This is a genomic window from Nitrospiraceae bacterium (genome assembly GCA_021373015.1).
Taxonomy (GTDB): Bacteria; Nitrospirota; Thermodesulfovibrionia; order Thermodesulfovibrionales; family UBA1546; genus JAJFTJ01.
On sequence record JAJFTJ010000005.1, the window covers coordinates 177966 to 191924 of the forward strand.

Sequence of the window (13959 nt, forward strand, 5' to 3'; positions counted from 1 at the left end):
AGTTATTCTGAAGCAATCCGTGTTTCTGCTTCATTTTGATATATTGGCAGAGTTATTATTACAGTTGTGCCTTTATTGATTTCGCTCTGCAAGTCTGCCTTTCCGTTATGTTCTTCTATAACTCTTTTTGTTGTTGCTAGCCCGAGTCCAAGTCCGTTTCTCTTTGTAGTAAAGAAGGGTTCAAAGACCTTCTGGCTATTATCAGCAGAAATACCCATTCCAGTATCACTTATTGCTATTATGAGCATATTTTTTATGTTTTCAGTTTTTATAGTAAGCTTTCCGCCTTTTGGCATTGACTGAAAGGCGTTTAATATTACATTGAATAAGCATGTTTTTATAAGCTCTGGATCGATGTTCACAACCGGAATAGATTTGTAATTTTTTATTATCTTAATATTTTCTGCTTCTGCTTTTGCCCATATTATCTCGATTATGTCATTGAGGATGCTGTCAATCTGCACCTTTTTAAGATTAAGCCTCAGTGGTTTCCCGTAAACAAGGAAATCCTCAATAAGTTTATTAAGTCTGTGGATTTCTTTTTTTATGTTTTCGATAAGAGAATTAAACTGTTTCGAGTCATTGTTTCTTGCAGGCGAGTATTTTTCTTTTATATGATCGATGCTAAGACTGATAAAATTCAAAGGATTTCTTATCTCATGTGCGATGCTGCGGGATAGTTGTCCTATGCCTGACAGGTGTTCAGCTTCGCGAAGCTTGTTTTCCATATTGCGTTGCTCACGCAATTTGCCTATCATGAAGTTAAAACTGTCAGTCAAATCGCCGATCTCATCCTTGCGCGTTTCGTTTAGGGTCTGGTGGAGATCGCCTGCTGCAATTCTCTTTGCAGCTGACACAACGTCTTGAATTGGTTTTGTATATCTCCAAGACAGAAGTAAAACTATTCCTATACCAACTCCAAACACAAATAAGGTTCCTGCAACTCTCTTGATCATATTGTCCCTCAGGAGTTTGGAAAAATAATTTGCATTAATTTTCAGTTGTATATATCCGTAGTGTTCTTTGCCTGCAATAACAGGCAATATCAGATTGTAACCTCTGCCTTCTTCACGTGATATGGACTCGCCAAATTCTGCTCTTATCAATAGTTCTTTTTTCTTGTCTCCCACCGGCCGTCCAACTTTATCAAGATTGGTGCTTGCGATTATCTCATCAGAATTATTTATTAATGATATCTCTTTGACTCCTTTTGTATTAAGGCTCTGGAGATATTGGTAAAGCCACATCTCATCCGCAGGTTTTTCACTTGTGATCTCTTCAACGCCCACTTGTATAGCCCTTGAGAGCTCGCTTATCTGTGATTCGAACTCCTTGAACATAGCTTTTTCAGCCTGTAAATATAGAACCATTAAAACTGCCGTAAGAATAGAGCTTAGAAAGAGCATCATAAGAATAAGTTTTTTGTTAAGCGAGAGGTTTATGAAAAATCCTTTCAGCATGATAAGTAGCTTATCAGGTAGGGAAACTGGAAATCAAGAAGGAGTTTGATTACTTGATACGCTTTATAACAGTGTGATATAGTGCGTATAAAATCATATAAATATTTTTTGTGAGGGGAAATGAAGGTTGCTACTGCATTAGAAATGCGGGAAATTGACAGCAGGACTATAAAGCATTGTAAAGTGCCTGCCAAAACTCTAATGGAAAGGGCAGGGTTTTCTGTTGCATTAAGAATTAAGCAGCTGTTTGCACCTCAGAAAGTTGTTGTTCTTGCAGGCGCAGGAAATAATGGCGGAGACGGCGTTGCAGCTGCAAGAATTCTTCATGAATCCGGATGGGATGTAAATATTTTGCTTTTTGAAGAACAAAAAAAACTCAGTCCTGAATGCCTTCTCCAGTGTAAACTGGCAAAGAAAAAAGGTGTCAGTATCGAACATATTAGTAAACTGAAAGAAAAACATATCGCTGATTCATTGGTTGTTGATTCTTTTTTCGGCACTGGCTTGCAAAGAGAAATAACAGGCTCGATTGCAGATGCAATAGCATTGTTGAATTCTAAAAATATTCCTGTTATTGCTGTTGATATACCTTCAGGCATATCTGCTGATACCGGACAAATAATGGGTGAGGCTGTAAAAGCTGATTATACTGTTACTTTCGGTCTTCCAAAAAGAGGACACTTTTTATATCCAGGAGCTAAATATTCAGGAAAACTTTTTGTTCAAGAGATCGGATTCCCTGCTGAACTTTTAAAATCAGAAAATATAAGCACAGAACTTCTTGAAAAAAGAGAAATGTCTTTGCTCCTGCCTGAAAGACCGGAGTATTCGCATAAGGGATATTATGGACATGTGTTGATTGTGGCAGGCTCAAGAGAAAAAACAGGCGCTGCATTTATGTGTGCAAAGTCATGTTTGATGACTGGCGCTGGGATTGTTACTATAGGCATTCCGGAAACTTTAGTTAGTGCATTTCAACCAAGGGTTACAGAAGAGATGATTCTTGCTCTTCCTGACAGAGGAGACGGGACACTGTCTGCTGATGCCTCTGAAAAAATATTAAATTTCCTTTCTGAAAAAGCAGATGTATTGGCTATAGGTCCTGGACTTACTGTTACGAATGATACTACAGCCCTTATATTTAAGATTGCAGGAGCTGCAACAGTGCCAATGGTAATGGATGCAGATGCAATTAATGCCCTGGGTAAGCACCCTGATATTGTTAGTCTATTATGTAATGCAAAATCTCCTATTATATTCACACCGCACACAGGTGAGATGGCAAGGCTTCTTAAGGCTTCAAGAAATACGAGAAACGAAATTGAGACCAGAAGAGAGATAGAGAAAGACAGAGTTAATTCAGCAATAAATTTTTCAAAGTTAAGCTCTGCATATGTTGTGCTTAAGGGAGCTCCGACAATAGTCGCAGCGCCTGAGGGTAATGCTTTTATTAATACAACAGGAAATCCAGGAATGGCAAAGGCAGGTTCTGGAGATGTGCTGACAGGAATGATCTCAGCATTTCTCAGTCAGAATTTAAGTCCTGTAGACGCTTCTAGCCTTGGAGTCTTTATGCACGGACTTTCTGGCGATATTGTTCTGAGAAAAAAAGGAGCTTATTCAATACTTGCATCAGACATAATTGATTCAATTCCTGGTGCATTTTTATCGCTGAGGCAATAATTAAATGTACAATTCGCCAGATATTTTAATATTCCCAGATATATATGATTCTAATATAAGAGCCTTTTTCTCTGGCAAGAAACCTGGCGCTGATCTTGACAGAATCGCAGAGATATCTTCTTTTAAAAAAGAAAATATATATATGCCGATACAGAAGCATACAGACAAAGTGCTTTTATTGGACTTTGACTTTTCTCCAGCTATTGCTGATGCGGTCATAACTAATAACAGGCAAGTCCTCATCGGTGTTCAGGTTGCTGATTGTGTGCCTGTGCTTTTATATGACCCTAAAAAAACAGCAATAGGCGTTGTTCATGCAGGCTGGAAGGGCACAGCGTCAGGACTTATAAAGAATACTATAACAGCAATGCATGATAGTTTCGGGTCTTCACCCGAAGATATTCGTGTCTCAATAGGGCCAAGCATAAGATGGTGCTGCTATAAGGTTAAAAATGATGTTCTTGACCCTGTTATAAAAGCCACCGGCGCAGGAGAATACCACATGATCAGAGACGGAGAATACTGTCTGGACATTGCATCAGCTAATAAATATCAGGCATTGTCTCTTGGTGTTTTGGAAAATAATATCTGGATATCAGATGAGTGTACTTTTTGTTCCCCGGACAAATTTTATTCATACAGGTATTCAAAGGGACATGCTGGTCGGAGATTCGACTCTATGAGCAGACAGGGTGGATTTATAGGAATTTTTTAATATGAGAAAATTTACGAGCAAGAATAGCGAAAAAACCGAGGAAATAGGATTTGATCTTGGCAAGAGACTTACTCCAGGGAATGTTATATGTTTATATGGAGACCTTGGAGCTGGCAAGACAACTTTTGTAAAAGGAATTGCTGAGGCGCTGGGTATTCCAAAGCGAGATATAACGAGCGCAAGCTTCACGATTATTGCTGAGTATAAAACCAGGATACCTTTTTACCACATTGATCTTTATAGACTTGAAAAGAATTCAGATATCGATGGAACCGGAATATGGGATTACATTTATGGAAACGGCATTGCTGTTGTTGAATGGGCAGAACATTTAGGAGAACCTGCTGCTGATTTTATAAGAGTAAAATTTGCTATCATAGATGAAGAGACAAGAGATATTACAATCGAGGGTATAGATGAAAAAGATAGGAATAATTTGCAAGGCAGGAAGAACAGAACCACTTGAAATTTTAGGCAGACAAGGGAAAGACGGACTTTTAACTTGGCTTCAAAAAAAAGGCTGTGATATATTCCTTGATTTAAAAACAGCGGAAGCTCTCAGTCTTAAAGGTTTTTCCAATGAGGAAATCGCAAAGATTTCTGACGTTGTGATCGTTCTTGGAGGTGATGGAACTCTTCTGAGTGTGGCAAGACTTGTATGTAAGAATAATATTCCAATACTCGGAATAAATTTAGGCGGACTTGGTTTCATAACAGAGGTGCAAGTTTCCGAGCTGCATGAAGTGATTGGCAGACTGCTTTCTGGACAGTTCCAGTGCGAAGAAAGAGTGATGCTTCATGCCCAGCTTCAGAGAGAAAAAAAGATTATTGGCGAGTATTCAGTTCTTAATGACATTGTAATAAACAAGAGTGCGCTTGCAAGAATTGTAGATCTCGAAACATATGTTGATAGAAAATGTGTAACTACTTTTAAAGCTGACGGTTTGATTGTATCAACGCCAACAGGCTCAACAGCATATTCTTTGTCTGCAGGCGGTCCAATTCTGTACCCTACAATTGCGAGTATAATAATTACGCCAATATGTCCTCATACACTGACAAACAGACCAATAGTTATTCCTGACAATGTTTTGATAGAAATTGTGCTTAAATCTTCCAGCGAAGATGTGTTTCTTACTCTTGACGGTCAGGTAGGAATGCCTTTAAAAAAAGATGATATTGTAAAAATCAAAAAGTCACTATATACGACAAAACTTCTCATTCCTCCAGACAGGGATTATTTCCAGGTTTTAAGGACAAAATTAAAATGGGGAGAACGCTGAAGTAAAAGATGAAAAGCACCATGATTTATTTTTTATGAATGCGATACGCTTTTTTCCATGAAAACAATAATTTTATCAGTATGTTTTATTCTGCTGGAGACTATAGACTCAAGAGGAGATATTTACAGATAATGAGAAAAGCATTATTCGTGATCCTTATCCTTGTTTTTGCTGTCTCCGGGTTTGCTGATGAAAAGAAGCCGAATCAAAAACTCATGGACAACTACATTGCTGTTTTTGATGTTGAAACCGAGGGGGTGGACAAAAAGATTTCCCGGCCTTTGACCGAGAGCATCAGGCGCGAGCTTGTGATGTCAGGCAAATACGAGGTCATAGACAGAGGAAATATGAACAAAATCCTCGGTGAGCAAAAATTGCAGCTTTCAGGGTGTGTTTCAGGCCAGTGCATAGTCGAGGCAGGACAGATACTTGGCGTTGGAAAGATAATAACAGGCTCTGTGAGCATCGTTGGAAAGACATTTTATCTCACACTTTCATTAATAAATGTTGAGACAGGGAAGATAGAAAATGTTTCGGAGGATGAATGTAAGTGTGAAGTTGATGATCTGATTAAATCGACCAAGAGACTTGTAAAAAGACTTCTCGGCGAACAGGTCACAACTCTGGAGACTGCAACAACCTCAGGCACAACCCCTGATATAGAAATGGTTTTTGTCAAAGGCGGATGTTTTCAGATGGGAGACACCTTTGGAGATAGAAAAAGTAATGAAAAATCAGTTCATGAAGTTTGCATAGATGATTTTTATATTGGGAAATATGAGGTAACACAAAAACAATGGAAAGAGATAATGGGCAACAACAACTCACGCGAAAACTGCAGAGAGAACTTATGTCCTGTGGATATGATAAGCTGGAATGAAATTCAGGATTTTATAACTAAGCTAAATAAAAAAACAGGAAAAAACTATAAGCTTCCGACAGAAGCCCAGTGGGAATATGCTGCTCGAAGCGGCGGCAAAAAAGAAAAATATGCAGGCACAAGCAATGAAGAAGAGCTTGGGGATTATGCATGGTATGACAAAAACTCAGGATTTGGATTTTTTAAAAATGGAAAGATATTTCCAGTAGGCCAGAAAAAACCTAATGGACTTGGGATATATGACATGAGTGGGAATGTATGGGAATGGGTAGCAGACTGGTATGATGAGAATTATTATAAGAACAGCCCAAAGAATAATCCGACCGGGCCCAATAACGGAACTGAAAAGGTGCTCCGCGGCGGTTCCCAGCTAAACGGGACTAAGCATATGGAGGCATCTGCCCGGTACAGTTATGTGCCCACAAAACAGTACAGCACCTTCTACGGCGATTTCGGATTCCGTTTGTTGCTTTCGGAGAAATAATTTTGTGATTTTTAATAAAAAAATAGAATAAAAAATAGGGACAGCGACTGGTTTTCGTACTGCCTTTTCAAATTCACTCCTTTATTGTTTATGATATAATTTAAAAAACATGCAAATACACGACAAAGAGATAATAAATAATATAAGAACAGTTTTGAAATTTTATCAGGCACTGGGGTTGGAGAGACTTCCTTTGAATCTGTCTGTTAATAAATCATTATCGATAAAAACTCAAGAGATTAAAAAGCAATCTGCGGTTGTTTCTTCCTCAGCAGAAAAGGCTGCAGCATTAGAAGAGTTAAGGAAGGAATTAGAAAACTGCCAGAGATGCAGACTATCAAGGGAAAGAAAAAATATTGTTATTGGTGAAGGCAGCCTTGATGCTGATATTATGTTCATTGGTGAAGGTCCAGGCAGAGAAGAAGATATTCAGGGAAGACCTTTTGTCGGTGATGCAGGGCAGATTCTGACAAGACTTATAGAGAAGATGGGGTTTAAAAGAGAAAATGTTTATATAGGAAACATTGTTAAATGCAGACCTCCGATGAATCGAGACCCAGAAGAGGATGAAATTGCAGCATGCCTCCCTTTTGTGCAAAAACAGATTGAGATAATCTCGCCTAAAATAATAATCTCGCTCGGCAGAATCTCTGCACATACATTGACTGAGTCGAAAATTCCTATAACAAAACTCAGAGGTAATTTTTCAAAATATGGTCACATACCATTGATGCCGACTTTTCATCCTGCATATCTGCTGCGAAATCCAAAAGAAAAATGGCGTGTATGGGAAGATGCGCAGAGAGTTCTTGAAAAACTAAAAGAGATTAAGCAGACATGAAAAGATTTGTCTTTGGGATAAGCGGTGCGTCGGGATCTGTTGTTGGAATAAAAGTAATAAAAGAAATTTTAAAAACCTCAGAAGTCCATCTGATGATATCAGAACAATCTTTTTTGATTCTTGAATCTGAGAATAAAATAAAATGGCGAAGCAGCTCAGCCGAGCAAACAGAAAAGAAAATAAGAGAATACTTCAGTTCAGATAAAATTTATTTCCACAGTGAATCCAATCTGGCTGCTCCTGTTTCAAGCGGTTCATTTAAGACAGACGGGATGCTGGTTGTTCCGTGCTCGATGAAGACTTTGTCAGGAATTGCAAGTGGCTATGCTAATAGTCTTATTGAACGTGCTGCTGATGTGACAATTAAAGAAGGACGTATGCTGCTTCTTTCGCCAAGAGAAATGCCTTTGAGTGCTATACATCTTGAAAACATGCTAAAACTTGCAAGGCTCGGAGTCAAGATATGTCCTCCTGTCCCTGCCTTCTATCATAACCCTGAAAATCTTGATGATATGGTTGCTTTTATAGCAGGTAAAATTCTTGACTCCATTGGAATTGAACATAAGCTCTTCAAGCCCTGGAAAGCTAGCATCTAAATGCTCATCAATGATCACATCAAACGTATTATCAAAAGTGAACACTGGGATCCTTTTAGCGTCCTTGGCATGCATTATGTTGATGAAAATAACAAAAAAGGAATAGTTGTGCGTGCATTTATACCGGATGCTGATGAAACTTGGATTGTTGAAGAAGAAAATAAAAAAACATACAAAGCTGAAAAGATTGACAAGACTGGTTTTTTCGAAAAACGTTTTGAAGGAAAGAAAAAATTTTTCAGATATAAGTTAAAGATTAGAACCTTAGATAATAAGACATCAGAATTTTATGACCCGTATTCATTTCTACCAATATTATCAGATTTTGACCTTCATCTTATAGGTGAAGGAAATCACTACAAGGCTTATGAAAAACTTGGCGCACATGTAATGAAAATTAATGGCATTAAAGGAGTTCATTTTGCTGTGTGGGCTCCGAATGCAAAAAGAATCAGTATTGTAGGCGGATTTAACAACTGGAATGGCAAAAGACATCAGATGCGTGTATTGGGCTCGTCAGGAATATGGGAGTTGTTTATCCCAGGTCTTAACGAAGGTGAGTTATACAAATTCGAGATAAAAACAAAATTGAATGACATAATCCTTAAATCAGACCCGTATGCTTTTTATTCTGAATACAGACCCAAGACTGCTTCAATTGTTCATGACATTAATAAATATAAATGGAATGACACAGAGTGGATTAGTAAACGATCAAATAAGAATCTGCTTGAAGCGCCGATCTCAGCATATGAAGTTCATCTTGGCTCGTGGATGCGCGTGCCTGATGAAAAGAACAGATTTTTAACCTACAGAGAACTTGCAGACAAGCTTATCCCCTATGTAAAAAATATGGGATATACACATATAGAACTATTGCCGATTATGGAACATCCTTTTGATGCATCATGGGGGTATCAAGTAATAGGATATTTCGCACCTACAAGCAGGCATGGCAGTCCAGAGGATTTCATGTATTTTGTGGATAGATGTCATCAGAATAATATCGGTTTAATACTCGACTGGGTACCTGCACATTTTCCTAAAGACTCTCATGGTCTGGCAAATTTTGATGGAACTGCTCTATATGAGCACAGAGATCCAAGAAAGGCTGAACATAAAGATTGGGGTACTCTGATTTTCAATTATGGGAGAAACGAGGTTAAAAATTTCCTGATCTCCAATGCATTGTTCTGGATAGAAAAATATCATATAGATGGATTAAGGGTTGATGCAGTAGCTTCGATGATCTATCTTGATTATTCAAAGGAAGAAGGCGAATGGCTTCCTAATATTTTTGGCGGCAGAGAGAATCTTGAGGCAATAGATTTTATCAAAAAATTTAATGAAGTCATGCATTTCAATCATCCTGGCATTCTTACAATTGCAGAAGAATCAACAGCGTGGTCAGGTGTTTCAAGACCCACTTACCTTGGCGGTCTTGGATTCAGCTTAAAATGGAATATGGGATGGATGCATGACACGCTTGAGTATTTTTCAAAAGAAGCTGTTTACAGGAAATATCACCAGCACAATCTTACCTTTGGTCTTTTATATGCATTTACCGAGAATTTTATGCTTGTGCTTTCGCATGACGAGGTTGTTTATGAAAAATGTTCAATGCTTAACAAGATGCCGGGAGATACATGGCAGAAATTTGCCAATCTCAGACTTATATATGGATTTATGTTTGGACATCCGGGAAAGAAACTGCTTTTTATGGGCAATGATATAGGTCAATGGGATGAATGGAATTTTGACAAAAGCATTGACTGGCATCTGTTAGAATACGAATCACATAGATCGCTTCAGAAGTATGTTAAGGATCTGAATAAATTTTACAAATTAGAAGCTTCTCTGTATGAAGTAGATTTTGTTCACAATGGATTTGAATGGATTGATTTCCATGATACTGAACAGAGCATTATATCATTCATAAGAAAAGCTAAAAACTCTGAAAATTTTCTTTTGTTTGTCTGTAATTTTACTCCAGTGCCGAGAACTGATTACAGGATAGGCGTTCCTGCTGATGGAATTTACAAAGAAGTTTTTAACACTGATAATTCTGAGTACGGCGGAAGCAATATGCTGAACGGAGGCATAATCAAAACAGAAAATAAACAGTATCATGGCAGGGAATATTCTATTTCAATAACAATCCCTCCTTTGGCTTTAAGTGTATTTAAGATGGCTTAGTTTGAACCAAAGGTCTCTAAGAAATATTGACAAACAAGGGGTTAAGTGATAATATTTGAACAAGATGTTTATATTAATAATAGCTATTTTGTTAGCCACTGCCAATGTTTCAGATGCTGAAATATATAAGCAGGTGGATGATGACGGTGTAATTCTATACACTAATGCGCCTGCAGGCAAGAAAAACGAGCGAGTTGTAAAAGAGAAAAAAGAAAGATCACAAGCTAAGACTAAACATCAAACTATAAACACACCAAACAATTACAAAGGCGCTTACTCGCAGATCGCAGAGGAAAAAGCAAAAGAGAACAACTTAGACCCTTCGCTTGTCCACGCTGTTATAAAAACAGAATCAAACTGGAATCATCAGGCTGTATCAAGAAAGGGCGCTATGGGTCTTATGCAGCTTATGCCTAATACTGCCAATGCAATGAAGGTCAAAAACCCATTTGATCCTGAGGAAAATATACAGGGTGGGACCAAATATCTGAGGTACCTAGTAGAAAGATTTAACGGCAATCTGACTCTTGCGCTTGCTGCTTACAATGCAGGACCTACAACAGTAGAAAAATACGGTTCTATCCCTCCTATTTCCGAGACCAGAAAATATGTAAAAAAGGTTATGACTCTGTATAATGGAACAGAATATACCATCAATACAAAAAAACCTGAAAATATTTACAAAATAGTTTTGGAAGATGGATCAGTACTTTTTACAAATTCCCCTGTTTTGAAGAACTCTTCTGCAAGGTTCTAAATGTCTTCAACACATAATGCTGTTAAAGAAGAAATCTTAAGACTAAAGTCTGAACAGCACGCAATTATCCTTGCGCATAATTACCAGAGAGACGAGGTGCAGGATATAGCTGATTTTGTAGGAGATTCTCTTGAGCTTTGCCGCAAGGCTGCTGAAATCGATTGCAAGACAATAGTCTTCGCTGGCGTGCATTTTATGGCAGAAAGCGCTTCAATACTATGTCCTGATAAGACTGTGCTTCTGACTGAAATTGAGGCTGGATGCCCGATGGCTGATATGATAAAAGTTGATACTCCGAGGCCGGTATTTAGAAACTTTCCTGGATTCACAAATCCTCCTTCATATGTATACCCTGTGAATTACAGCCTTCGCGACATTAAGGCTCAGCATCCAAGCGCCCCAGTGGTTGCGTATGTGAATACATCTGCTGCTGTTAAGGCTAACAGCGATATATGCTGCACATCGGCAAACATAATTAATGTTATAGAATCATTAGAAGCTGAAGAGATTATATGTGTCCCTGACAAAAATCTTGCTCAATGGGCAGCGAAGAGTACCAAGAAAAAAATTATATCATGGGATGGATTCTGCCATGTGCACGAAAGGGTAACGTCTGATGATGTGAGGAAAGCCAGAGCAGAACATCCCAATGCAGTTGTGCTTGCGCATCCTGAATGCGGACCCGATGTTCTTGAAATCGTTGATCACGTGACAAGTACATCTGGAATGCTCAGGTTTGTAAAGGCATCGACTGAAAAAGAATTTATTATAGGCACGGAAATAGGAATACTTCACAGGCTAAGAAAAGAAAATCCTGCAAAAATTTTTTACCTGCTAAGAAAAGATATGGTCTGTTTCAATATGAAGAAAACAACCTTAGACAGCGTGTTCAGGGCTTTGCAGCAGAATAATTTTATTATCAAGGTTCCTGATCATATAAGGATGCCTGCAAAAAGAGCTCTTGACAGAATGCTTGAAGTAAAGTAAGTTTTTCTTAATGGATATTAAGAAGTGCAAGTCTAAAAGCATTAACCCTTCGGAGATTACGCCAAAAGAGCTTTACCTGAATAGAAGAAGCTTCATCCAGAATGCTGCGCTTACATTGGCAGGACTTGGTGTAACCGGCGTGGTATTTGGATCTGGAGCAGACGGCGGACAGAAGCTTAGTATAAATAAAAAAAGCCGATATACAGTTGACGAAAAAACTACTTCGTTCAAAGACGCATCAAGCTACAATAATTTTTACGAATTCTCCACAGAAAAAAACAATATTGCAGAACTGAGCAGGAATTTCAAGACAAGGCCATGGACAATGGCTGTAAAAGGAAATGTTAAAAATCCTCATGTTTATGATATTGATAAACTGTTAAAAGTATTCCAACTGGAAGAAAGAATTTATCGCTTTCGCTGCGTTGAAGCATGGTCAATGGTTATCCCGTGGATAGGATTTTCTTTGAGTGAACTTTTGAAAAGATCGAATCCAACATCAGCAGCCAAGTATGTTGAATTTAGAACAATTTATAACCCTGCTCAAATGCCAGGACAAAAACGCGATGTGCTGGCATGGCCTTATATGGAAGGCTTGAGAATGGATGAAGCAATGAATCCCTTGACAATACTTGCCGTCGGAATGTACGGAGAGATTCTGCCAAACCAAAACGGTGCGCCGGTACGCCTTGTTGTTCCGTGGAAATATGGTTTTAAGAGCATAAAATCAATTGTAGAAATAAGACTTGTTGAACAGATGCCTGTAACTTCATGGATGAAAGCAATCCCAGACGAATATGGTTTTTATGCAAATGTGAATCCCAATGTAGATCATCCTAGATGGAGCCAGGCACAGGAAAGAAGAATAGGGGAGTTTTTGAAAAGAAAGACCTTGATGTTCAATGGTTATGAAAAAGAGGTTTCAGATCTTTACAAAGGAATGGACTTGAGAAAGTTTTTTTAAAGAATGCTATCAAAAATAAAACCGTTTGTTTTCTTCCTATCACTTTTACCGTTTGCATGGCTTGTATTTAATTTCTTTATTTCAGGACTTGGCGCAAATCCAATCGAAAAAATTATTCATATAACAGGTGACTGGACACTGAATTTTTTAGTCATCACTCTTCTGATTTCTCCGTTAAGAGAAATCACAGGCTTACCCTGGCTTCCAAATCTTAGAAAAATGCTGGGTCTTTTTTCGTTTTTTTATGCATGTCTGCATTTTCTTGCGTATGCAGGGCTTGATCAGCTGTTCTCTTTTGATTCAATTTTTTTTGACATTCAGAAACACAAGCGAATAATTGTAGGTTTTATAACATTCTTATTTCTTGCTTTTCTTGCAATAACATCAAATGACAGGATTAAGCAAAAGCTTGGGATGCGCTGGAAAATATTTCATAAATTAATATATCTTGCTGCAATAGGAGGGATTATTCATTACCTCTTGCTTGTGAAAAGAGATATCAGGATTCCTCTGATATATGCTGGGATATTTACGATTCTTTTTGTTTATAGAATAATAAAACAGCTTATGAAAAAATATAATTATTCACAGTTCCTTTAAAAAAGCGCATATTTTTTGCATGTGTGCTTTCATGCATATTTTTTTATCTAATTGTTGCTAACCTGTTTTATATCTGATGTGCAGTTAGGGCAGCGAACAGCTTTTGTATTAATTACAGACAGGCAATAAGGGCATTCTTTTGTTGAAGGAGCTGCAACAGGCTGCTGTTTCTTTAATCTATTAACTTGTCTAATAAGAATAAATATTGCAAAGGCAACTAGTATAAAATCAAGAATAGTATTGAAGAACAAACCATAATTCAGAGTAGCAGCTCCTGCAGCTTTTGCATCTTTTAAGGTTGCAAAAGACTGTCCTGAGATATTTATAAAAAGGCTTGAGAAATCCATTTTTCCTATAAGCAGTCCTAGCGGCGGCATAAGGATATCGTTAACAAGAGATGTTATTATTTTCCCAAAAGCAGCACCAATTATAATACCAACTGCCATGTCTAATACATTACCGCGCATTGCAAATTCTTTGAATTCTTTGATCATCTATTATCTCCTTTTTTAA

General features: G+C 37.9%; 13 protein-coding genes and 1 pseudogene. 12 read left to right on the forward strand and 2 right to left on the reverse strand.

What is annotated here, in order from left to right; all coding sequences use genetic code 11:
* Nucleotides 1-2 precede the first annotated feature (2 nt).
* On the reverse strand, nucleotides 3-1460 hold the full coding sequence (locus tag LLF28_02235; protein ID MCE5194265.1) for a HAMP domain-containing protein: 1458 nt from the start codon (nucleotides 1458-1460) through the stop codon (nucleotides 3-5).
* 120 nt (nucleotides 1461-1580) lie between these two features.
* Here LLF28_02235 and LLF28_02240 point away from each other — a divergent pair, with 120 nt between their 5' ends.
* The 12 genes from LLF28_02240 (at nucleotide 1581) to LLF28_02295 (ending at nucleotide 13446) form a co-directional block, all read left to right on the forward strand.
* Complete coding sequence (locus LLF28_02240) at nucleotides 1581-3143, forward strand: NAD(P)H-hydrate dehydratase (protein ID MCE5194266.1); 1563 nt, start codon at nucleotides 1581-1583, stop codon at nucleotides 3141-3143.
* A gap of 4 nt (nucleotides 3144-3147) precedes the next feature.
* The gene (gene pgeF / locus LLF28_02245) at nucleotides 3148-3858 is read left to right on the forward strand and encodes a peptidoglycan editing factor PgeF (GenBank protein ID MCE5194267.1); all 711 of its coding nucleotides are present in this window, start codon (nucleotides 3148-3150) and stop codon (nucleotides 3856-3858) included.
* Nucleotide 3859: 1 nt separating this feature from the next.
* Entirely contained in the window at nucleotides 3860-4324 is a 465-nt protein-coding gene (gene tsaE, locus LLF28_02250) for a tRNA (adenosine(37)-N6)-threonylcarbamoyltransferase complex ATPase subunit type 1 TsaE (GenBank protein MCE5194268.1), read from the forward strand.
* Entirely contained in the window at nucleotides 4275-5141 is an 867-nt protein-coding gene (locus LLF28_02255; protein MCE5194269.1) for an NAD(+)/NADH kinase, read from the forward strand. Before tsaE ends, LLF28_02255 begins: the two co-directional genes overlap by 50 nt.
* Nucleotides 5142-5272: 131 nt before the next feature.
* A complete protein-coding gene (locus LLF28_02260) occupies nucleotides 5273-6505 on the forward strand; it encodes an SUMF1/EgtB/PvdO family nonheme iron enzyme (protein MCE5194270.1) in 1233 nt (410 codons plus the stop codon).
* Between the two features lie 109 nt (nucleotides 6506-6614).
* Nucleotides 6615-7346, forward strand: coding sequence for a uracil-DNA glycosylase (locus LLF28_02265; protein ID MCE5194271.1), 732 nt, complete (start codon nucleotides 6615-6617; stop codon nucleotides 7344-7346).
* On the forward strand, nucleotides 7343-7942 hold the full coding sequence (locus tag LLF28_02270; protein MCE5194272.1) for a UbiX family flavin prenyltransferase: 600 nt from the start codon (nucleotides 7343-7345) through the stop codon (nucleotides 7940-7942). Before LLF28_02265 ends, LLF28_02270 begins: the two co-directional genes overlap by 4 nt.
* Nucleotides 7943-10138 (forward strand): 1,4-alpha-glucan branching protein GlgB, encoded by a 2196-nt coding sequence (gene glgB, locus LLF28_02275; protein MCE5194273.1) that lies wholly within the window; start codon nucleotides 7943-7945, stop codon nucleotides 10136-10138.
* A gap of 64 nt (nucleotides 10139-10202) precedes the next feature.
* Nucleotides 10203-10895: a lytic transglycosylase domain-containing protein gene (locus tag LLF28_02280; protein MCE5194274.1), complete on the forward strand. Its 693-nt coding sequence runs from the start codon at nucleotides 10203-10205 to the stop codon at nucleotides 10893-10895.
* Nucleotides 10896-11882, forward strand: coding sequence for a quinolinate synthase (gene nadA / locus LLF28_02285; GenBank protein MCE5194275.1), 987 nt, complete (start codon nucleotides 10896-10898; stop codon nucleotides 11880-11882).
* Between the two features lie 10 nt (nucleotides 11883-11892).
* Nucleotides 11893-12846: a protein-methionine-sulfoxide reductase catalytic subunit MsrP gene (gene msrP, locus LLF28_02290; protein MCE5194276.1), complete on the forward strand. Its 954-nt coding sequence runs from the start codon at nucleotides 11893-11895 to the stop codon at nucleotides 12844-12846.
* A gap of 3 nt (nucleotides 12847-12849) precedes the next feature.
* Nucleotides 12850-13446, forward strand: a complete 597-nt coding sequence (locus tag LLF28_02295) for a sulfoxide reductase heme-binding subunit YedZ (protein MCE5194277.1) — start codon at nucleotides 12850-12852, stop codon at nucleotides 13444-13446.
* Between the two features lie 143 nt (nucleotides 13447-13589).
* Here LLF28_02295 and mscL read toward each other — a convergent pair.
* Nucleotides 13590-13940: pseudogene (mscL, locus tag LLF28_02300) on the reverse strand (large-conductance mechanosensitive channel protein MscL).
* Between the last annotated feature and the right edge of the window lie 19 nt (nucleotides 13941-13959).